Consider the following 23,595-nt stretch of genomic DNA (forward strand, 5'->3'; position numbering starts at 1 on the left):
TTCTCCTCCCCTACTGCATCAATACAGCTACAGTGTTACCCGGTAGGAAGCTTGAACCTCCTGTGGTCAGAGAATATACCTTGTATGTCTTATTGGCCACTGTAATCTCATCTCCGTGGCTTACACCTGCTGCAGGTGCAAAATAAATATCATGCAGTTCGCCTCGCGGACCTTCTGCGTTATTTGCCATAATACATGGCGAGAGGTGGTAAAGAGCGCCCCAACCCGGATTGGTCGGTACCATCGCGGAGTAGGATTTGTACACGTTATTGGTCTGGATATTATCCAGATCCTTAACTGTACGAATACCATTGAATCCCTGGTAGCTCACTCCGATCCCTTGAGCACCCGAGTGATTTTCTTGGGAATAGCGATACATCAGACCGAAATACCCCAAATTGGATATCCCTGTTATCGAATTCACATCCCCTGCCAACCACATAATTACACGATCTGCTGTAATCGATACTTGGTAATCTGTTAAAAGGTTGGAATCTACGACAGATGTATGGCAGTAAAAATTCCTTGTACTAAACATCTTTCCTTCAGGAATGCTACCGTCTGCCAGAGTTATATCCTCTGCCACAGTGACTGTAATGTAGTTACCGTTTAATTCCTTGGTATTTCCTTTCTCAAACTTAATAAATAACTTATCTTTTCCTGTGGAGCCCACTGATTTAATGACGAGAATGTCCGATGTTTCAAAATAGATCGACCAAGGCGAGGATGCAATTCCCTTGAAACCATTAATTAATGCTTGAAATAACAAATTCATTTTGACTTTACCACTGAAGAATGACATGTATAGGAACCCTCCTTATATTTTAAATAGAATGACTCGTTGCCCACCCATGACGTTGTTGCTACCGAAAAAGCAAGGAACGCAGTACCGAACGTTATTACTAGATGTATACCAGCGAGTGTAGTTACTGTTGTATGGCATTTGTTGGTCTACAACATGAAACACGTAGTATTTGTTTTCTCCCAGATCAAGAATGGACCCATCTGGATGTTGTGAAGCATCCTTTAAACAAGCCGTATATATATCTGCAAACTGCCCACGTACTCCTTCTGATGGATTAAATACCATAAATGGGTTGATATAGTACCTGCCCCCTACACCTGGTGAAGTAAGTTGAGCATCAGTAGTAAAGTTATAATATTCGTACTTCGTACCGTTTCGAGATTTTCTAACTACTCCCCGTCCAACATTGTAATCACCATATGTAGAATTGCTATTGTTACTAACATTTGAAGGCATATGTGTAAAAATGCCAACAAAATCGTTTGAAATAGCAGGATCTTCTGGTTCTAGTGGATTCATTCTTCCCATGTATATCCTCACTGGATAGGCATAATTGATATAATTTTGATACTCTCCGTGAATAAAAATACCCTTATTGGTAGTGAATGCAGTCCATTTGTAGGTTATGTTGTAGTTACCTGTGTCACAAGAAAAAGGTGTATCTGTCATTTGTTTATCAGGAGAATCTAAGTACATATCTACCCTAGGTGTCTCATTATTCATTAACCCCCACCGGATCGAAGGTGTAGTACTGTTTTGAAATGCCATTGTAAAACATAAACTCTTGTCACTTTGGTTAGTGAATACAGTATTCCCCCAGTTCCCTCCACCAGTTACGGCAGATGCAGCATACTTTTTAACTTCCCACCATGAGTCCCCTGCCATCTGTAACTCAGCATTGTTTGAAAACTCCGATATTGTGCTCAACCAAGAGTAGCGTTTAGGTACTGCCATTATTTGGACACCTCCATTGGTAATTCGAATAAAATTGCTCTCTGTCCATCCCCGAGTAACGTGTTGCTGTCAAAAAAGTATGGTTGTATGAATCTACTTTTACCTACGATATCAATCCAATATTTAGAATGTATCGGTTGTTGTTGATCAGTAATGTGAAAAACATGATACCTCTTACCTTCAAGATCAATCATCGTTCCATCTGGATGTTGGTTTGAGTCTTTAAACACAACAGATCTCATCTGTTGAAACTCTCCCCGAACCCCTTCTTTCGGCTGAAATATATACCAGGGGGAAATAAAATAACGATTCCCTGAACCTGGCGAAGTCGCTTGAGCACTTGTGCAGAAATTATACAATTCATACTTTTTATTATTCCTAGAGGTTCTGACCACGCCTCTACCAACATTATATAAATTGTTATTTGCCCATTCATTGTTACTATCAATAGGCGCGTGGGAAAAGATACCCACAAATCCTCCTTCAACAGCGGGATCTTCCTTCTCATAAGAAGACAATTGCCCTAAGTAAAGTCTGAAAGGATATGCATATCCTATATTATTTAGAGCTTCTCCAAAAATAAAGATTGCTTCTTTTAAAGGAAATACTGACCACTTGTAGTTAATGTTTAATGTCACATTCCCCGTCGTGGTGTGAAACGGGATATTAGCTTCCTCGCCCAAATTTAACGATATATCTGGAAAAGGTCCTGTATCTTCAGAAAATCGATTCATACCGCATCTTAGTTGATAGCCGTAGCTTGTCCAAGTGCCATTATTGGAACTTCGATGAACAGAAAGATTTAAACATAGAGAAAATAGCAGAGAGCGTACATTTAAATTTTCCAGTGTTAATGAACCCAAAGTACTTCCATATACTTGATTAGTTGTATATGCTTTGGGCTGCGAATACTCATCGTTAGGATAATAAGTCACCTTCCAGTTGACATCCTCATGTGGATAAGTGTTCATTTCTCTTGCCAAAGTGCTTAAGAAATTGGTCACGGTGCTCGTAAATTCATATCTCCTAAATCCCTGCACTACTGTAGCTGTCATGCGCTCACCTCCTTAAATGCCAAATCGAACTTTCAATTCCTGAAGCATCGAATCTTTCATTGCTGTGAGAAACACGGTGCGGATCTGCATCTGTCTATCTTGCTCTTGACGTTGTGTATCCTGATCCACTAGCTCCTGGTTAATTTCGTCCGTTAACTCAAGAGAAACCACCTGTTCCAAAGCTTCCAGCATCGGAAGGTAATGCTGCCCTGTCCCATCGAAGATAATATCGCTCCGCAACATAAACATCAGGAGTTCCACCTCTTCCTCTGTAATTGGCGTAAGGTTCGTACCTACCATTTTGTCGAACAACGGACGAAAACCGGTTTTAACTTTTGTCATGGAAAAGTGTGAATCCATCTTATCAACCTACCTTTCTTTTTTGAACGCCAAGGATATTTCCATCCGAATCGTAATTATATTTTTTTATTATTTTCGAACCATTAAAGTCGACCATCTCGGTATCCACACTACCATCAGCATTATAATTATATTCAATAATCTTTATAATCAATGGTTTTATATCGTTGTTATATGTAATCTCTTTGGTAATCAGGCCACTTTGAGGATCATACTCAAAATAGACATCCTGTTCTTCCATATCTTCAAGCACAGACACACGTTGTTTAATAGGGCGATCATCATAGGCCGAACTGCCTTGTAAGTAAAAATACATTGCCCCATTGTTCAACTTGCGGCTAATTCTTCCTTCTTCCCGTTCGTAGGTTATCGTCTTAACTTGCCCGTCACTCTCCGTAATGAGTTCCGCTATAAGATTCCCCTCAAGATCGTACTCATAATCAATAACGCGGTTAATACCTCCAGTAATAATCTCACGCTTCATTCTGCCTTTGGAGTCATACTCATACTCTGAAGTTGAAGACGTATTGATGATCGACCCTCGGCTAAGAAGTGTCACACGCGAATCTACCGGAATATCATAGAGAAAACGAATTTCCGTATCCGTATATTCGATATAATCTTCCCCAGGAGTTACCCTAATGCCATCCAGAAGTACTTCTACACTGTCAGAACCAATGCTATACTTTGGACAATAAAAGCTCTTTTGTTCTGAAATCCTTATATCAGGTGGGTACTCAATACGAAAAATCGATTGATTTTCCATCGTCCCCCTGGATGCAGCAAGCTCCAGCTTGGATTGCATGTGGTTTAAACGATCCGGCAGCTTATCAAATTCAAAGCCATCTTTGTCTGTTCTAGCGTCTGAAACTTCAGCCTTAGTCTCACCAAAACCTTCAACTTGTTTGGACAAGTCTTCGGTATGATCAATCCACCTAACCACTTCTCCGTCCAATTCATTGATCTGAGATTGAGCGTCTGTGATTCTTGCTTGGAGATCTTGAAAATCTCCTGTAGACACCGTTTTGGTTAGATAATAGCGTTGGTCTTTAAGATATACCGCATCAGAGGTGGCACCTGTTGTGACAGATCCCAGAATCATGCCGTTATCGGGTTCATCGGAAACCAACTGATGTACAAAGGTTCCATCATTTTTTAGAAATATATAATATCTGGTATCTTGCTCGGCTATAAATGAATAGAAAGACTCCTCTTTTTGAACGAGTGTACTGTTAATGCTTGCATAACCACCATTGATCTGAACCTTAAGCAGACCATTAAAATCAATAGCTGCCGCGCTTATTGCCAAATCAGATAATGGGATCGTTTTTAGTTCATCAATGGAATGCTCTATATCTGATATAACATCTGCAAGTGATTCACGATTCCCCCGAGTATCTCCTAATTCATTTTCCAAACTTTCCAAACGTTCATTTTGTTCATGAACATCCGTGCTTATATTCGTTACGATTTTCTCAACTTCACCCAACTTGGACTTCTGGTCTTCCAACAATATTCCCTGATTCAATACCCGAGGTTCCAGGTCAGCAATACGCAATTCATGACCAGTTATCCCTGTTTCATTCTGTTTGCCTACAAGTTCCATCTGATCCAAACGCTCAGGGAGGCCGACATAAACGCTTCTGGCTTCCTCCATCTCTGAAAGATGCTCATCAATTTCTTGGTGGGATCGAGTCCCTTTGTTTAGCAAACTATTGTGGTCAAGCAACTTGCCATTGTTCGTTCCTGAACTTGTCCCGCTAAAGCGGACAGACATATTCTCACCTCCAACTCAACCCTTATTAAATCTATACGTGGTCGAGCACTTAAAGTTTAGAGCTATATATACGTTGAAGAAACTTTGATCCCAAACGTGACCTGGGCTTCATAATTGGTGCTGGTATCCAGCCTCTCTACTCTCACCCAGAATTGATAAGGCCTTTCTGGAGTTATCTCGGTTGCGTTCACTTGCATACTCCAGGCTCCTGGTTCTCCCTCAACATCGGGCGCTAACCGAACTACGTTTTGGTACTGATCTCCCCGATAAGAGGCAAGCTCGAAGTTAACATTTTGAAAAATACCTTGGTTCAATGAATTTTTGGCAATAAACAATACATTCTCCGTTACGGATTGACCAGAGGACATATAACCAAGGAAACGTTCCTGGTTGTCTTGTAACCGCATGTCAAGGAATTCTCCATTGTCGCTATACTCACGATAGTAAAGATCCACTCTAGGTTCAAAGTAATATGTATCTCCACCGTATATACTTAATATTTCCGACGCTTCAAATCTATTGCCATCAGGCAAAGTCACAGCAAAGCTGCCTGTAAACGGATAACCATATCGTTGAAGGTCTAATATGATGGAGGTATTCTCATATTTACATATTTTCTTTTCAAGAGTTTTTCCTGCCTGATCCCGGAGTTCAACCTGATAACCTTGTTTAAGATTATCTACCTTTACCCTGCCACTTCTTTGAATTCGTATATGATTAATGAGTAGTGGTTCACCTTGTGTTCCTGATTCTAAGAAAAGCCCGATCTTAGGTACAGAGGAGATGACTTCCTGATTACCAATAAAGCGCCATATCTTCCCGTCCTCTGACCAGTATGCGGAATATACATTAAAACTTCGTACCAGACGGATCCAAGGATAACTTCTCGCTATCCCTTTTTCCGCATCAAAATACTCTTCCAATTTCACCATATTCTCATCGTCTGCATATACAATAAGTCCCCCGGAGTCTCCCTCAACAGTTGGATTATACTCATTCTTGACATCCATCACGAACTCTTCAATTCCGGTTAATTCCCTGAAAAACATATATATTGGAGACTCTCCATGTCTTAGTTCCAGTACCCCATGATCAGCATTGTACCTTCCAGGATCGTCAGTCAATACTTCCCACCCTGAGTCAAGTTCGGATTCATTGAATTCATCAAAATAGATTAGTCCTTTTTCCTGACGTTTCACAATTCCCATCCAGATCCTCCTTTCTTTACGTAAACAGCCATATCCGTTTACCGATTACACACATTTTCGGCCTTGCTTTCCAAACTTCCAGCAGGCATTTAATCAGTGCTTCAACACACTTGTCTCCCCCACCACCTTCGCAGTAAGGAATGACATAGACGTCATCACAGATCCAGTTGGTCAGTTCCATCCAGTCCAGATTAGCGTATTCGTAGCTACGCGTACCCACTTCCTGAAGGGAGGTGAACACCCATTTGAATTCATGTTTGCCTTTGGGCACCGGGTGTGAAAAAGTATAGTATCCACCCTCTTGGGTGAATGTTTTGATCAGCTCATCGTCAATGAAGAAATCCAATTGACAATCAAACGGCTCAGGTACCCACACCCATCTTTCGTAGGCTTTGAAGTCATGCAGCCGGAAGGTTGTCAGATATCGTTTTCCTGTCCATTCGCTGATCTGCTCCTTCTGATCTGTTGTAATCTCCACTTTATACTTGCTATATGGCTTGGGAGCCAGATCATTCAGTTCGAAGCCACGATACCCGTCCCCGTAATACTTTTCATCCCATAACACTTTTCCGTCCTCGCGGGTAATTTTCACGCGCATATTGCTGTTATCGCAGCCACCCATCCAGATCGGTTTGTTATTCCAAACTTCAAAGTGGGTCACTTCTGCCCAGGATGGTTCAACTTTAATAATATCATCAATATTCAGTTTTCCTCCCCAGATCATTGCCCCGTCTCCAGGGCATCCCTGCTCGAATCGAACGCGAACTTCATATTTCTTTTTCTTATCCGAGGTATTCTCGACTTCAATGGAGATGATCTGATCATTTTCACTTGTCACTTCTTTTATTGGAAGTAGTAATTGGCCGTCCTCAAAAGTTTCAATGACAATCTTTGTGCCAGAACACGCTCTGTGGTTATTCTTGTATAGACGAATCACATCTAGCCAAGCATGACTCCCACCATCTGGTGTTGTGGTGTCTGGTGGATTCGATGGCTCTTGGCCTGGGTGAGGAGAATTGCCCTCAAGGAACATGTTTCCACTTGCATCAATACAGTAATTAGGCCATCTCTCGGAAAAACTACCTTCACTTAATGTAAATCCACCTGCATCAAGCCCTGTCGCGTTGGTTGAGGTTTTATCTTTAATAAGTGTGTAAACCACTTTATATTTGTGCCCGGGTATTAATGAGGAGGGGCTATTAATGTAATCGCTAACTTTTTGACCATTTTCAACAGATATTTGAATCGGATTAAATTTGTTTTTTTCGTCTGTTAAATCAAACCACTGCACATTCACATAAGTTGTTCGATCCACTAAGACTGGATTTAGTAGTTTATTTTGATTCACACCATCAGGATCGTCAGTACGAACCACAAGGTCTTTGATGGCTGCGTAATAGTAATTACCTTCTTTTCCTCTTTCACGCCCATTATAAGTATCAGTAAGACCTATAATTAATGTATATTTTCCAGGTTTTTCAACTGAAATTGGAATAGAAAACTTTGCTGCTTTTTTCCATTTTGTTTCATCAATATTTTTGCTATTATATCCTTTTTGATCTCCATAATTATCGTTACAATCAAGAATTGTTACCGCTTGACTTGCTTTATCTTTAGGATAATAAGCAACCCTAAGTCGCCCCGCTTGAATTGAATCTTGCAACAGGTAACACAAATATTTAAATTTAATATCAAATGATTCAACACAATAGAATTCAAAAGTTATCTTCTTGGTATCTGGACCAAATAAACTATATTCAGGACTTTGAGGATTGTTTCCAGAAACATCCAATGAGTAATAGTCCACTGTACCATTTGATTTGTTAATAGTCTCAGCACGATCATATTGAGCACTCTTATTATTTAGTGCTCTTTTCACAAAGACTCTTCTCTTTGTTACTGGATAGACTGTCAACAATTCAGAGTAATTGAAACTTCCAATCTTAGGTGCAGTAAACGTACGAACAATTGTCGAATTTTGCTTAGTAACACCCAATGCGTACGCTTGACCAGAGGATGAGTAAACTTCTCCTCTATTAATTGCATCAAACTTAGCAGCACGTGGCGAATGCCCTCCATATGATTTTTGTGCGTATTGGATGTTATTCGTTTTTGAATCTCCTGTATAACACTTCACTCCATAGGGATCTTTCTTTGCTCCACCATGCTGGTCAGTTCCCGTACCTGTTCCAGTGGAAGTTTCCGAACCGTTTTCAGAACTACCTTCTCCGTTACCTGGTGTGTATTTTTTACCGTCACGGTATCTCCATCGGAATTGATGATTCCCCGAAGGTAGAGGATACATACAATTGGTCCCTTCTCTGTCATTCGACTGACTTCCTGTCCATACAGAGATACCATCAATTTGTAATTCCAATTTTTCTCCTGGATCAAATTGCCCTCCATATTGCCAACAGATGTAACCCGAATTGTCTAAATGCGCTTCAAAATCACATATGAAATCCTGATCATGGCCCTGTGCCCACATGACTCCATCGCCGTTAACAATTTTTTTCCACACCCAATTTCCAGAGAATCTCAACGATTCATGATACTTGCCTTCCTCATTAAACAATTCTTCAAAAACGTTAAAATCTCTTGTTACCCCCTTGTCTGGATCGTATGACGAGTCCATCGCTGGATAGATACGCATATGCTCTTGAATGCTAAACTTAGCTCCAGGATTTAACTCTGCATTATATCTAATCGTGTCGCCATTTTTTTCAGTTCTAGCACCTGCATCTGTTACGTCCCACCCACGTGTCACATCAACGTACGAACCTAAATCAGTTACAGTTCGATATGTATTGCCAGTATTATTCCCGTACGTGAATAATTTTTCTATGTTATCCATGAAAGGCTGCTCAGTGTAATAATCTCGAATATAGAATTGGATAATATTTAAACCTTCCTCTAGCGGAATTCGTATCTGCTCCCCCTGGCTATGCATCGTTGAATAGTATTCAAGCATGCCATTTACAGTCACCTCGAACGATTCCGTAGCTCGTAATTGATGAGAAAAACTAAACAAAAACCAACCCTCATCTTGCAAGTTCACTTCAGTTTGAGCAATCATATCCCCTTCTGTAGGTTCATCCAGTCTCAATACATTCCCTGATCTTATCCATGGGGGGCCGCCCGACATTTGCCACTGATAATTCCCAATCCCCTGACTATGAATCGACGCCTCCCAATGATCAATCTCATAGGTTGGACATATAACTTCAACTACACCTCTTAAATCTACAGTCGTCTCAGGACCTGCTATAATTTCGTATTCAATCTTGGCTTGATTAGATGTTGTTTCGGAATATTCCTCATTAAGATTCCACTCTACACCGTGTAAAGATTGAGCATGGCTACCATGCCTGCTTTCTCCATGCTGAATTCTGGATTCAAAAATGTCATCAAAAAACAATTCATAATCTTTAGTTGGATATGATTCTTTATCTACTCCCATGAAGTAAGCAAAAGAAACTGTACCGTCACATTCATTATCCAAATTCATTTTCATCGTCTTACTTCGCTCTTCATCTGTAATGAACTGAGCTTGAAAATGGGCTTGTGCAATGCTTTTTGAAGACTTTACATACCAATCACTATCACTTCCCTCACCATCCAGATCAATATCCAAAGGCGCAGGCGGCTTACGTGTATCCACAATTTCAACAACTTCTACATCCTTGATATAGATTCCATTGTTCTGCCATACTTCAGGTCGCATTTTGCGAATTAACCAGTCGAACTTGTACATCTGTCCTGGCTGCAACGTAAATGCAGCTTCCTGCCATCCACTGTTCTCGCTCCATTCGCCCCCAACTTGCTGCCCATTAATATAGAACAGCATGCCATTACCGCGCTTGGCACTAGCCAGGTACTTGAACCTGATCTGTCCATAACGCTTCACACGCCAGTTAAATGTTATTTTGGATGAGTTGCCAATCTCCAGAAGCCCTAAATCCAGTTTTAAGATCATCTCTGATCCAGATTGTTCATTTCGGCCTACAGAGTGGACAGCTACCCATTCCTGATCCTCCGTTGATGATACATATCTGAAGAAATCAGGGAATTTATTCGAGAACGGGACGTCCTTTTTCATTGAAAAGAGCGGAATCTCATATACGGTTGCATCAAAATGATTAAAGTAATTCCCACTAAAATGATGGTAGTAGGGTGCCGGACAGACGGGCAATGACACACCATGATGACTACCGCCAGGCTTCTGAGCATTTTCAAGAATCTTGTGAATACAATCTTTAATCATCTGCAGTACCCTCTGATATTGTGTTTTATCTGGAGGGTGCTGCTGTTCTACCCACCATTCAATCCTGCGGTACATATTCCACAGTGCTTCACGGCATCGTACACTCGCATACCACGACTTATCTTTCAGATATTGCTCAATGATTTGATCAATACTGTTTTCCAGTGCATCCAATTGAACCGTCTGCCATCGTCCTATCTGACCGTAACCTGGATCACCCAGAATAGGATTATTTTCTTCGCCATGCCGATCCGTTTCACTTCTCGGTGCATTGGGACTCTCCGGCAGATGCTCTGGATGGTTAGGATTGGCATAATCGTCTTTATCAGCTATCTTAGCTCTCATATTGGCGAACAACACGCCTTTTTGAGACATTGTAAATAATCCAAATGTATGACCCATAAAATCACCTCGTACTCGCTCTATACGAAAAAAAGAACACTGAGTTAATCAGTGCCCGTTAAATCGTATTGTAGTTTGGAATCGGTATAGATTTGCAGTTTACCTTTCATGATGGATACTGAGATTGTGTACCATCGATCCCTCTCCCATTTAAAAGGTTGCATCGGAGAACCTACAGACTCTTTTCTACCCGCGACGACATGATACAGCTGCATCGGTGTCCTCATATCTAGAGCATTTGTAGAATCACCACCATTGACCATGAACATCCAATAATTATTGGTATCTTGCATTTTAAAAATAATACCAACGCCATCGTCACCCTTCTCGTTCTCATCTACCTTGAAATCAACGGAGAATTTATACTGATCGCCCAGAAAATTATTCCGGTACCATCCGTTGATTTGAGAAGTTTCATTTTTACTATAAAACTTGCCGAGGAGCTCATCCCGTTTCCAATCGCCGCCTCCGAATTGAACCCAATCATCCGCCTGAACAAGTTCAAGTGCATCCATCTCTTTGGAGTATGGGAAATAAACGTTGAACGGGTCATGAGGATCATACTCTTCGGGCACGCCAAAACCACCCTCCCAGTCTTCGGGATTCATTCCGTGGTCCAACAGATTATCGGTATAATCGAAAACAAGTCCCTGCGCGGTAGTATCCATAAGAGGCAGATATCCCTCAGTGATCCGATCCCGATAAGCCAACACCGAATCGACTTCAACATCAGAAGCCCGTCCTTCCACTTTGGCTTCGTGATAGATCTTCATAAGATGCGCTGTTCGTTCAGGCAAAAATGCAAAAAGCTGTTCCAAATACTCTGCCCGCATCTCAGGTCGTTCAGCGAAAATAAAGCCCGTGATCACCTGCGTACATCGTTCCTCAAAGGTTGCGAATGTATCCTCCGGATTCTGCAATTCAGACAAACGAGCATTCGCAAATGTTGCCTCTCGTGTCTGGTTTTCCAGATGAGATATTCGTTCATCCTCTCGTTCTACAGTGATGACATCCTGTTGAACAAGCGCCACTCTGCCCTCAAAACCTGCATATGAAAAATCATCCACTTCTTGTCCAAATCCACTTAACTTGATTGACATGTTAGTATCTTCTGTATTTAATTCACCATTAAGAATATTCTTAAATGCAGTCGTTATTTCGTATTGCCCCGTAGAATCAAGTGGTCCGGTTTCACCGGATAATTCTGCCCCAACATTAGCGTGGTGCGCTGAGTTCGTGCCTGTCCATGTATAATCGATTAATTCACCATCCACATGTCCTTTCTTTCCTTCTGAACCATCTAGAAGAGAAGCACCTTGTTCCAACTTGCTAGCATTCAATTGCTCTCCCATATGTCCATGCTGTTGAATTTTTAATGCTTCAGATATAGTAACAATTGAAGAATAATTGCTCGCCTTGTCACTCACTAAAGATTGCTCCCAATCAGCTTGGGAATTACCTTTTGTGCTTAACAAACCGGATTCAAATGTAGCCCGAAGAGGATTTAGAATTCCCGCTATATCTTCCTCAAGACTTGTCCTTCGCTCGCTCTTTGATCCGTTCCGTTGTTCCTCAACATACGAATCTCTTGCACGTTTATCTCCGTTGTTGGTAAAGTGATATTCGGAACTTTTACCACCCTTAGTCGCGAGAAGATTTTCTTCCAAATTGCCATATTGAGGCTTGGTAGAAAACAGCATTTCTTCAATTTGTCCATACTGAGGTTTAATTCCGAGTAGCTGCTCTTCCAAGTTCCCATACCGGTATTTAGTTGCCTGCAACTCCTCTTCAATCTGCCCATATTTAAGCGGCAAACCTCCAATGGATTCTACTGGCACGTCTGCGTACTTAGGTTTATCCCCGCTGTCAAGATACTGATCCATCAAACCATACTGATATTTGGTAGCAACCCACTGGCTCTCCAGATTTCCCTGTTGCGGCTTATCAGCTATCCATTGCTGTTCCAGGTTACCAAGTTTGTATACCTGACCCAGAAAATCTTCATTCACCCATGAATCTTTCAATTGAGTAGCATGTTCAACACGACCTGATTGCTCTGACAATCGTTCTGAGTTCATGGCCAATTGCATTCCGTCATTCATGTTTGCCTGTTTTAATTCCATATAACTGTAAAATGATCCTTCTGCTGTTACACCCAGTCGATGATTCGTTTCCCCCATATAACCATCATCCCATTGCATTTCACGCAAATCCTGATATCCAAGGCCATAGCCTTCACTAGATAGACCTTGGCGTAAAAGTGGATCTCCTAATTCATAGCCCTCACTTGTATTTGCTTGACGAATCCCAGAAGTACTGGAGGTATACAACTGAATGACCTGTGCTTTTCTCATTTGTGAAGAAGCTCCTGAGACTATCTCTCCAGTCTGTTGAAGCTCACGACTAACAGGACTGCCTAAGTTATATTCCTCACTCACATGCGCTTGTTGACTGAAACGGGCACCAATGGAGTACTCTTCGCTAATATGCAGTTCTCGCAGATCTGTCGAACCCGCAACGTATGTATTAGAGTGCTCGCCTGACCGAAGGATAGATTCTCCTGTAGCATAATCTTGCTCGTTAAATAATCCATCTCGATCGTGATTAGAGCCATCGACTGTTTCATTCACCATGCCGAACTTTTCCTGTGAGTGAGCAGCGTTCATTTCTGATAGATCCTCATCGAAAACTCCTGGAGATGAATCAACAAATCCAAGTGGAGTATCAAAATTAAAAGTAATCGGTTTGGCATCCCAATCCGCATAAGTCACCTCGATGGTTTCTCCGCGCCGATCAAACTTTGAACCCGTATTTTGCTCATTCAGCAACCCTACTTGATTATACTCACTGTCCTTTTCCTTGAAGGACTCGGACATTTTATCATCTATATTCCCCTGACGGGGTAGATGATCTGCATCTAGATATGGTGTGTCTGTCCATGCATCATCGGGCTCTTGATATGCTTCTGGCATGTCCATGTCGATGATAACTTGTTTCAATTCTCTAATACCCTCTGAACTGAATGTAACGAGTCCATTATCACTTTGTTTATTTGAACACAAGATACCCACTTCAATTAATGCATCGATTCTCTCTCGAATTCCAGTAAGAAGGTTTTCATCCATAAAGGCGACATCATCGGTCTGATACACCGCATCAATCATCATCTCCAATACAAGCGCAGGGCGTTCTAATAATTCAGCTGCCAGCAATGAATCTTCCAGATGACCCGGATATAATTTATTTCCAATCGTTCCACCATCACTGATGAACTTTTTTAGTAAGTCATCCAAGTAAACCATATACTTCTGCGTCATATTTTTTAGGGATTGCCACAATTTCTCTATATTGAGCTCTTTGCTGCCTTTAAGTGCTACATACATCTCATCGTCAAGAAAAAGGTTTTTACTATCCCTACTCTTCAGCGCCTCGTAGACCGTATCTTCAATCATCAATGTCTTATCTTCACGTTCTCCACGTAAAGCTTGGGGTAACCAGATTCCTTGCTCAGTAATGCGGTTACCCGCACTTGAGGATTTTAATTCTATCTCATATGTATCCGTTCGCTCTGCATGTACTTCTGTTTTGGGAATATACATGGCTCGCGGACCAACATGACCCGTATCGAATTGGGAAGATACAAATGATTCAAATTTGTCGACCCTGCGTCCTTCTGAATATTCTCGAAGGAGATGTGCAACTTCTTTACCTACGCGAGTGCCCTCGGGTTTATCCCTCTCAACATTAGCGAACTCTACTGTATCTCGATGTGCTTCGGGTTTATTTCGCAAGACATATCCGAACTCCGTAGCATCCCTTGATGCAAGAATTTGCTTATTAGTGTCCTCAACCGCTCCAAGTACAACAATAAGTCGGTGAGCCTTGATTTGCGTATTCACATTTTCAATATAAGCAGGATTATGATCTATGATTCTTTTGCCCCATGGAAACTCCTGATCTATTGTTGCAGGATTATGACCTATAATACGTTGTGCTTTTGGAAAAGCATTTTGGATCACCCAGGGCCCACTACGAATATCTCTTAACGCAAATGCAGGATGATACCTATTGGCTGAAGATCTGTCCATATAGGTTTGCACGCCTTTAGCCATACTTCCCCATAGACCTTCCTTATTAATCAAGGTAGATGCTGTCAGTCGGCTCCGATCCAAATTTATGATCTCGTTTAAATAAATAATATCATGCTCTGCGCTTCGTCTATATAACTGTGTTTCCGCTAAAAGCAGTTCTTTATTCGTATCTCTTTCCATTCGGAGAGACTGATGTACCACACTTGGGAATTGGCGTGTTTTCAGTTTAGCCAGAACAGGTGGACGCATGACTAATCCGTTTTCGAAATCTTTGCGTTGCCCCCATTGTTGTACATACTTCATCTGCGTTTCAAAATCAATATTCCGCAAGGCTTGATTGAACTGAGCCAGTTGTCCTTTGACCTGAAGATTTCTTTCACCCTGATCTGGCTTATGAACACTGATTTCTCTCGTATGATCTATTGAAGACAGAATTTGCTCATGTACAATTTTCATATATTCTTCTTGTAGGAATCGTGAAGAATTCCCTATTTGTATGTCATGATCTATGCTTGAATCCCGTTTATAGAAACGCTGGGAGTCACTCATAAGCTCCTTGGAGGTGTTACGATGATGAGCTGTTGTAGCTTTTAGCATGTTTCCATATGAAACATCGAGTTCACGCCGAGTCATCGATGAAGCCAAGTCCAGCTTGGATATCGCAGTATCTTTCAATCTCTCTTTAACGCTGTCAATTACTCTAACTATGATGCTGCGTCGCTCAGTTTCTTTTAGAGCACCATCCATCACCATTTGCTCCGTGAGCATCGAAACTGTCCGATTGGCTATCGCTAAAACCTCAAGCCGGGTATGCTTCTGATGATCTCTGGCTGACGCCATGATTCGTTCAACAACGGTTTCAACTGCGTCATCTCGCTCGTAATCTCCAAGATAATCCAGAATGACATCCTGATCCGAGAAACGAACACCCCATTGGGATGGATGAATTTTGTCCAGATTTTTCAGCAAGTTGCGTGTCACTGTAACATTCTTGAATATTCTCAATTCTTTGTTATCATCAACACGCCATGCTGCATCTTCCGTATGCAACTGTCCCTGATGCAGCCACTGCACTCGATCAGCAGCCTTTTGCTCAGAGTTATCCATAAGATTGCTATCTCGAAGAGATGTTCGAATTCCTTCAATCGCTTCTAAGGACTCATCGGCACCTAATCGATTACGCATAGCCTTAATGCCTTCTTCAATCTCGCTTTGTACCGTATTTCGTTTGTCTCCAATAGGTATCTCGTTTATCGATACAGAATTCCTTGTTCTTCCATCAGACAGAACGATAAATTGTTCTTCTCCTTCCAAGTCTCTTTTGATGGAGTCAATCAATTCGTCTTTTATCGTATCATCAGCAGCGTTCCTTGCCATGTAGAAATCCAGCATCAATATGCTGGCATAACGACTATAAGGAATATATACAAACATATAGTCCAAAGGCCTGCTTCCTGTACTGCCTATCCTGAGCAAATATCCCTGTGATGTCTGAACAATATCCCGGATGCTGAAATAGTATTCGTTTGTTGTGAGCACTGCATCACCCCCTCCAAATAAAAAGGGAACTCCTGAGCGGAGTCAGGGTTCCCTCTACTGAATCTATACGATTCAGGTCTATGCTTGTTTACTTGAGTAACGTACCTCTTTCAGAATCGCTACGCCCATACGTTGATTAGCTGATAAGTTCATGAAGTTCTGCTGTGTATCTGTATCGAAATAACGATAAACCTCTTGATGCCAAGGCTTTCCTTCCACGTCAATAATCAACTCATCCAGGTGAAGGATATTATGTTTCGTTACCGCAATGCAGTTGTCAAACTGACCACGATATCCCTCATAGGGGTGGACAACATAAATTGGAGACAAGTGATATTTGGACGTCCATTTGGATGCCTGGAAACCCTGTGGCTCAAGTTCAAGTCCCGTATCCCCAAGTTCAGGATCAATAAAGGCTTTGCCTACTGGTGGTGCTTGTGTAATGAAAGAAGGATAATGGCTTTGGAATTCAATACCTGATTTAGTCTTGAGCATCTGCAACGTGTTGTTACCTGCAGAAGTATACTGTCCATAGTAGTATGTACCGTCTTTGGCAATTGTTGCGATATCCGGTTCATCAATAACTGCACCTGCCGTCAGCATAACGTTTCCGTCTACATCATTGAGGTTGTATTTAAATGGCTTCAGCGCACCTACATAGAGGAATGATTTTTTGTAATCCAGGAAATTTACAGCCGGATCTGCAACCAGAACCATAGCCAGACGATTATTCATCACATTGATATACATGTAAACCGGCTTTTCTTTGTTTCGATCCGTTGGCGTATGACTCTCCAGTGCCCACTGGTACAGTACAGGGTGACCCGTTAATTTGAATGTTGGCAGTGTCTTCACTGGCAAAGCAGCAGGCTCTTCTCCTTCCAGTCCTTCAAGCAATTGGACCGTCAATGTACTATGCTCTACATATTTAGGTGTTGGTGTGATCACTCGTGGAACGATGGCGTGATTCGTGAACTGTACATAATATTTTTTGGTGATTGGTTTTTCTGTTGTTCCGATAGTCATGGTGCCTTGAAGAATCAACAGACTGATACGATTTTCAGCATCCTTTTCCTCATAAAACACCTTCCACGAGTTATTCTCAGCTGTTTCACCCGCTGTTGATTCGAAGGGAAATTTCTCGAAAGCCGTAATCTCCTCCTTCAACTTGTTCAGAAGATCCTGGGATGTCGTAATAGTTTCTACATATTTGAAATTTGCCATGTAATGTTAATCCTCCTTATTTAATTTCCTTAAGTATTGCAATCGTTACCAGGTCAGGAGCGGGCGACTGCTTGAAAAAATTCATCGGTGATTTGATACTGAAGAATTTGTACACTTCAGTCCAATTACCAGCTGCAGGGTTATCATTATCTTTGGGAATCTCCGTATCTACAATCAGTTCATCCAGATTAACGAGATTCTGATCATATATCGCGACAACCCCATCCATGTAACCCCGATAACCTTCCGCTTGGTGCACCAGATAGACTGGACTTGCATGGTATTTCCCAGTCCATAGTGACTTTTGGAAACCGTCCTTGTCTAACACTAGTTTAGACAGTTCTTTTGGGATACTCCCAACATCGGGATAATTCGGCAGCTGGGTAATAAATGCTGGATAATGAGCTTGATACAATACGTTACCTCGAGTTCGAAGAAGAGATACCGAGTCCATCCCGTTCGAAGTATACTCTCCGTATTGCGCGTACTTGTCCGGATTCAAATCCGTTCGGATTTCATTTTTTGTGTATCCTGTTAGATCCTGTTTCAAGTCTCCCATACCTACGGTTAAACCAAAGTTTCCAATGTGATCATGATCATTAAAAGGTACGATTTTCCCAAAATAACCGAAACTACGGTAATAACCATGAATATTTGGAGAAGGATCTCCTTCAATGACAACCGCAGCCCGGTCGTTATTGACTGAAATATGATAGGCTACCAGATAATCCGGTCTCCGTTTTTTGTTTGGCAACCATTTTACTGTAGAGTTACGTCCGTAAAAGAAATGAGAAGCTGGACTGATCAGTTCAGTAAGACCATCAAAATCCTTGTCCCATGTGATAGTTGGCGGTGTGTATAATTTAGTTGCTTCAGGATCATTCCACTGCTCGTACATTGCTTCTGCTGCTGTCTGATCCAACACCACGGGTGTTGACCCAGGTGATACGGTTGAAGGACTGCAGATTCCTTTGTATGTAGCTGACGGATCACCCTTGCTTAATTCCCCTACAAATCCTACACCATGCTGGCAGTCAAAGTAATTATAATCTCCACCCGTAAAATTCTGAGGCTGAGTTAACATGATGAAGTAATCCCGAGAGGAAATCCCCTCTGGTACATCTGGTGTAGCTTTCAACACAACCTTTGGTGTAGTGTAGTTGGTTGGTTCAGCGATATAGTATCGTTCAGTGAAAGTGTATTTCTCCGCTAAAACAGGCTGTTGATCAACAGTGGTGTAATAACTGCTTGATGTCCCAGTAACTAAATATCTATTGCGTTCAACTCTGAACTTATATCCCGGCTGTGTTAGTGCATAATCCCAGTCTTTCGGTAGTTCCGAAAGTATTTCAAATTCATTCCAGTCAAGTTTATCAACCTTCATGCCGTTCTTCTTCACATGAACTTGCTTTACAAGATAAACCTTTGATCCCCACTGAGAATTTACATCAGGAAGTACTACTGCAAGACTTCCTGGAACCATTACAGACTGAGTTATTCCTACACTATCAATGTATTCAAATGAAACAACTTGAATCTTCTTTCCTGTTGGATTGTTTCCATAAGATGAACTTACCTCAGAAAGGAATCCTTCTTCATCCACTAAAGAAGTGCCGTCTTGTGTCTTAGTCAGACTCGGTAAGTTAGAAGCAATCTTCAATACATCATAGAGCTTCCCATCGGTATGCTTATATTTTCCTTGCACGCCCGAACGGGTCATCTCTTTGTAAGTCACCCATACATCCGACATGGACTCGTAGGCCTTTTTCCATTTGTTTTCCACATTTAAACCATTAGCGGATGGAATCTTCGCACTTACAATGGCATCGGCCAGATTGAAAATAATATCCTCTGCTTTACTTTCCCCTGACACGAATCCACTGAACTTGGTTAATGGTATTGTCTGTGCCATCGTCACCCTCCTTATCTCAAAAATTTGATGTTGTACCAGACCGACTTGGCTTCAGCCACCGCGTTGTAGAAGTCAAACGTGATGGGCGTTCCCGCCGGAATCGGGTAGACAATTCCGAAACTGTTACCCATAGAAACTGATTCGGGAAGTTCCTTCGTATAGATGGTATGACATACCTTCTCCGTCCCGATCATCAGCTCCCAGTAATCGCCGACACAGTAGTGGCTCGCAGCAAACGCAATGCTCAGGAACTCTGTGTCATACGCCAAGGTGAACGTATCAGACTTGGTGGTCTTCGCTGCCGGAATGTCCAACATCTGTCCCCGAATGAACGGGATCGTCTTTTTACTGAAGTGTGGGTACGGCAGCTCGCGCACTTTGTCGATGACGCCACCCGCGATGTAAGATACATTAAATGCCATGGAACCACCTCCTACATGTTATATACGACTTACGCTCGTTCCAGTTAAGCGTCCTTCGTCATCATAATTTAGACCAATATTGTAAGTGAACATCGGCTCTCCACTCGGATCATATGTACGGGCCGTCACCTGCGTTAACCTGAAATACTTGTAATAACCATAATCCGGGTGGGAATAGCCCACCCCGGAAGGAAAGTCTTCCTCATCCTCTGAGCCAAACTTCATCCAGATCGAAACCTTCCATGCCGATTCATACAAGAGGTCTGCCCCTGTCACTCTGTCCGGGTCCTGCATGTGCTCCCGATATAATGTAACGGAAGGCTCACCTTCAAGAGGAGAAACATTTGAATTGGAGATACTGCTATATTTGCGAAGCTCCCGGTGGATTAGATCCAGCACGGGAAATACAATATTTTCATTCACAATGCCGGCCATTACACCATCACTCCCTTTCTTGCCCACATCATATCAATGACCTGTAACATGCCACGGTCGACCGAATAACTGGTTTTAATACTTTTAATCGTATATACAGCCCGTGTGGTGGTCGTTTTATCCGTCACAATGACGTTGTCGAGCAGATCAAGCGCAGGATTCGCAGGAATGGATACCTGTAGCGTACGGCACATACGTTTCATATCAAAAAAAGCTCGCTCTGCTACTTGCCTTTTGGCTTCAACCGTTTTCGCCCAAGGAACGGCCAGCACCATGGTTCGGATTTCTCCTTTGAGTTCGAGCAAAATCTCCTTGTCTACGAAACTGCTCTGACTATCATTCGAGTCGATAACAACGATGTGACTTCTTCCTCTGGACCAGTCTGTAGATTTGGTTATGGAGATCAGATTGTCATTCTCGGAAAACTCTGCCACGACCGGTTTGTCATAATTCAAGCGCTCCAATCGGTATGTACCATAACGGTCACAGTAGCTTCGATACGGAATCTCCGAGATCACCTCCTGAACAGCTTCCGTAACTTTGGCAGACCATTGCTCAAACGTCTTGCCATACTCCTCAATAAATGGATTAAGCCATCCGTTCGGTGTCAGCACTGTGCTTGCATCCTTAACTTCAAACTCACCTTCCTGACCCGGTACGGGGACAATGACCCTGCCCGTCTTTTGATTCACTTCAATCAGATAGGTCTCGTCAATCACGTAGTCAGGATAAGAGCGATCCTCACTGGTTGCCCTCCAACCCACCATACCCGCATGTTTAACCAGATCTAGTACAACCGTTGATTTGACCCAAGCAGGCTTTTCAAATTCTACAGGCTGAGCTGGTGTTGGTGTAACTGCCGGGGTGGAGGTTGCTGTAATGGTCCAGCTTGCCGGATCTGCGAGCATCTCCTGATAATAGGTCCATACCTTGTCCACCCAATTCTCCCGATCTTGACTCCAGGTCATGGGAGCAATGTCTCCACCATTATGGAAATAAAGTACATCCGCCTTGGAACTCACTTTTTTCCCTCTGGAAGCCAGCGCCTTGGACATCCGTTCTGCTCCGCGCTTCATTTGCTCCTGAATACCTGCGTATTTATCAGTACACGGTCCCTCACTAGGACAGCCATATCCAAGAATAAAGCTGCCGTTCTCATCTTTACCCTTCCCCTGTGTTCCAAGAACGGTCTCGTGCCTGCATATCGCAAGCAAAAACTTATGATCAGGCACACCATACGCTGCAGCTTGGGCCTGTGCAGCCTGAATGATGGCTGATGTCCGGTCCGTGCCAACTGCTGCAGGCGGCACCGGATCTGGCACATTATCAATCTCTTCTACCTCTGGATAGGCTTTTTTCTCGGAAATGACTTTCTCGATAATGCGCTTGTACATATCTCGGGCCGTAATCTCCAGCGTGGAGCCTTCCCCATTGATATCCACTTTGTCAATCAGTCCGGTAAATACCCGCATCATGTGCTGACCATATCCCATATATATGCGTATCGGTGTATTTTCACTCAGAACTCCGATATGGAATCCGTTTGCGAAATAAGACCATGGAGACGGCACGCCCCCAAGCTCAGGAAAATGAGCAGGATTATAATCCGGGGAGAAGAATCCTCTCGGATTGGAGATGGTCAGCCGTGCCTCCCGGGCTTCAGAATCAAACTGATCATCGATTTCGGCACTAATGATATTGGGAAGAACCTGCGTGTCCATATAAACAAAAGACCCGACCTGAATAACATCCGTCTCTGTCCTTCTATTATTGATAAAATCTGTGTAACTGTTCGTTTGATAATATCCTTTAGATGGATCGAGCCCTTCTTCACTCTTTTGATTCTTCAACGGAGCAGGCGACAACTCTTGTATGCGAATATAATCAATGGCGAACTTTTTATACTTCTTACTCGAAGCAGAAACAGACCCGGTTGGGACAGCGGGGTTTTGTTTCCCCCCATAGGTCACCTTAATCTTGATACTCTTGGCTTTTGCAGGGATCACAATATTATTCAATTCCGTCAGTTTGGTCAGATCATATGCCCCGTTAAACTTATTCACATAGGCATACGTTTTACCATCAATCACCACCGCGAAAGAATCCCCTTCTGCTTCACTAAAATTAGTCCCCATTCCAATACTAAGCAGCCCTTGCGTCGGCATACTCAATTTCGTAACGTTAATATCAAATTCAGCTACGGCGGCTTTGCCTTCAAAGGTGTATAGCAACTTGCCTCCTGAATCAAACATAGTCCAGCCCGATTCAATCTTGGCATAATCCGAAAATTTCAATCCGGTTGTATAAACGTTTTTCTCATGCCAGTTTCGCTTGTCGAACTTCTCATTCAGTTTGATCTCTCCTGGATATCCTTCGACCTGAACCGGCTTTACATCAGTAAATGTTGTTTTCGCATTTCCGTGCAACTTGCGCTGTCCCTTGAAATACAATTCAGGATTAACTGCCTTACCACCTTCTCCAGTTCTCGTTGTTGAATTGACTCCTTCCCAAATTTCAAAATGTAGATGTCTTCCCTTGCCCGCCGCACGTTCAGCCGCGGACACCTTATGCCCACCGGTATATACGTCACCCGTATTGCCTAGCGTTCCAATGACAGCCCCCTGAGCTACTTCATCATCCACCGAACAGAGTATCTCTTTCAAATGAAAATACTTGGTGATTACACCGTTTGCATGTCTTATATTTACGGCATTACCAGCACCCTTTGTTTTACTATAGGAAATTTGAACAACCTTTCCGGCCCATGCAGCCAAAATCGGCGTTCCAATCTCATCCCACAAATCAATGCCTCGATGACTTCGAGAACCGCCATCTCTGGCTGCACCAAATTTATCTGTAACTTTAATCGTTAAAAACGTTTTACCCTTGACAGGGAAAAAAATCTCCTGGGTATTCGCTTGAGTCGAACCGTTATATATACCATTACTCGACTCATCTACCCAAACGGATTCTGTACTGATGATGGGTACTTGCTCGGTTACGATATGCCTGAACTCTTCTGTCCGTCCCGGGATAAAGGCCAGCCGATCTACTTCGACACGGATATTGGGAAGTGCTCCTTCCCCCAGCTTCAGACGTTGGGACAGCACATTTATAACCTCATCCGAAATTGGAATCATATTGTAA

The 23,595-nt window shown here is 42.4% G+C and carries 13 protein-coding genes; all 13 read right to left on the reverse strand.

Annotated elements, in window-relative coordinates:
• Positions 1-10: 10 nt before the first annotated feature.
• On the reverse strand, positions 11-802 hold the full coding sequence (locus tag V6669_RS19390) for a hypothetical protein (RefSeq protein WP_338587646.1): 792 nt from the start codon (positions 800-802) through the stop codon (positions 11-13).
• 15 nt (positions 803-817) lie between these two features.
• On the reverse strand, positions 818-1,759 hold the full coding sequence (locus V6669_RS19395; protein WP_338587647.1) for a hypothetical protein: 942 nt from the start codon (positions 1,757-1,759) through the stop codon (positions 818-820).
• The gene (locus V6669_RS19400) at positions 1,759-2,814 is read right to left on the reverse strand and encodes a hypothetical protein (protein ID WP_338587648.1); all 1,056 of its coding nucleotides are present in this window, start codon (positions 2,812-2,814) and stop codon (positions 1,759-1,761) included. The genes V6669_RS19395 and V6669_RS19400 overlap by 1 nt, the downstream gene beginning before the upstream one ends.
• A gap of 12 nt (positions 2,815-2,826) precedes the next feature.
• Positions 2,827-3,156, reverse strand: coding sequence for a hypothetical protein (locus V6669_RS19405; protein WP_338587649.1), 330 nt, complete (start codon positions 3,154-3,156; stop codon positions 2,827-2,829).
• Positions 3,157-3,178: 22 nt separating this feature from the next.
• Entirely contained in the window at positions 3,179-4,951 is a 1,773-nt protein-coding gene (locus V6669_RS19410; protein ID WP_338587650.1) for a hypothetical protein, read from the reverse strand.
• A 62-nt stretch (positions 4,952-5,013) separates the two neighbouring features.
• Positions 5,014-6,150: a hypothetical protein gene (locus V6669_RS19415; RefSeq protein ID WP_338587651.1), complete on the reverse strand. Its 1,137-nt coding sequence runs from the start codon at positions 6,148-6,150 to the stop codon at positions 5,014-5,016.
• Between the two features lie 25 nt (positions 6,151-6,175).
• Positions 6,176-10,825, reverse strand: a complete 4,650-nt coding sequence (locus V6669_RS19420) for a hypothetical protein (protein WP_338587652.1) — start codon at positions 10,823-10,825, stop codon at positions 6,176-6,178.
• A 44-nt stretch (positions 10,826-10,869) separates the two neighbouring features.
• Complete coding sequence (locus tag V6669_RS19425) at positions 10,870-16,455, reverse strand: hypothetical protein (protein WP_338587654.1); 5,586 nt, start codon at positions 16,453-16,455, stop codon at positions 10,870-10,872.
• A gap of 78 nt (positions 16,456-16,533) precedes the next feature.
• The gene (locus V6669_RS19430) at positions 16,534-17,679 is read right to left on the reverse strand and encodes a hypothetical protein (protein WP_169482058.1); all 1,146 of its coding nucleotides are present in this window, start codon (positions 17,677-17,679) and stop codon (positions 16,534-16,536) included.
• 16 nt (positions 17,680-17,695) lie between these two features.
• Positions 17,696-19,591: a hypothetical protein gene (locus tag V6669_RS19435; protein WP_338587655.1), complete on the reverse strand. Its 1,896-nt coding sequence runs from the start codon at positions 19,589-19,591 to the stop codon at positions 17,696-17,698.
• 11 nt (positions 19,592-19,602) lie between these two features.
• Entirely contained in the window at positions 19,603-20,013 is a 411-nt protein-coding gene (locus V6669_RS19440; protein ID WP_133385376.1) for a hypothetical protein, read from the reverse strand.
• 18 nt (positions 20,014-20,031) lie between these two features.
• Positions 20,032-20,448, reverse strand: coding sequence for a hypothetical protein (locus V6669_RS19445; RefSeq protein WP_338587657.1), 417 nt, complete (start codon positions 20,446-20,448; stop codon positions 20,032-20,034).
• Positions 20,448-23,588, reverse strand: a complete 3,141-nt coding sequence (locus V6669_RS19450) for a M23 family metallopeptidase (RefSeq protein WP_338587658.1) — start codon at positions 23,586-23,588, stop codon at positions 20,448-20,450. The genes V6669_RS19445 and V6669_RS19450 overlap by 1 nt, the downstream gene beginning before the upstream one ends.
• Between the last annotated feature and the right edge of the window lie 7 nt (positions 23,589-23,595).

It is taken from the genome of Paenibacillus sp. Y5S-9, assembly GCF_036894235.1.
In the GTDB taxonomy this organism is placed as follows: domain Bacteria; phylum Bacillota; class Bacilli; order Paenibacillales; family Paenibacillaceae; genus Paenibacillus.

What these genes read in the sequence shown, in the direction of transcription:
- V6669_RS19390 (WP_338587646.1), bottom strand. Translation starts at nt 802, where the DNA reads ATGTCATTCTTCAGTGGTAAAGTCAAAATGAATTTGTTATTTCAAGCA.
- V6669_RS19395 (WP_338587647.1), bottom strand. Translation starts at nt 1,759, where the DNA reads ATGGCAGTACCTAAACGCTACTCTTGGTTGAGCACAATATCGGAGTTT.
- V6669_RS19400 (WP_338587648.1), bottom strand. Translation starts at nt 2,814, where the DNA reads ATGACAGCTACAGTAGTGCAGGGATTTAGGAGATATGAATTTACGAGC.
- V6669_RS19405 (WP_338587649.1), bottom strand. Translation starts at nt 3,156, where the DNA reads ATGACAAAAGTTAAAACCGGTTTTCGTCCGTTGTTCGACAAAATGGTA.
- V6669_RS19410 (WP_338587650.1), bottom strand. Translation starts at nt 4,951, where the DNA reads ATGTCTGTCCGCTTTAGCGGGACAAGTTCAGGAACGAACAATGGCAAG.
- V6669_RS19420 (WP_338587652.1), bottom strand. Translation starts at nt 10,825, where the DNA reads ATGGGTCATACATTTGGATTATTTACAATGTCTCAAAAAGGCGTGTTG.
- V6669_RS19430 (WP_169482058.1), bottom strand. Translation starts at nt 17,679, where the DNA reads ATGGCAAATTTCAAATATGTAGAAACTATTACGACATCCCAGGATCTT.
- V6669_RS19435 (WP_338587655.1), bottom strand. Translation starts at nt 19,591, where the DNA reads ATGGCACAGACAATACCATTAACCAAGTTCAGTGGATTCGTGTCAGGG.
- V6669_RS19440 (WP_133385376.1), bottom strand. Translation starts at nt 20,013, where the DNA reads ATGGCATTTAATGTATCTTACATCGCGGGTGGCGTCATCGACAAAGTG.
- V6669_RS19445 (WP_338587657.1), bottom strand. Translation starts at nt 20,448, where the DNA reads ATGGCCGGCATTGTGAATGAAAATATTGTATTTCCCGTGCTGGATCTA.
- V6669_RS19450 (WP_338587658.1), bottom strand. Translation starts at nt 23,588, where the DNA reads ATGATTCCAATTTCGGATGAGGTTATAAATGTGCTGTCCCAACGTCTG.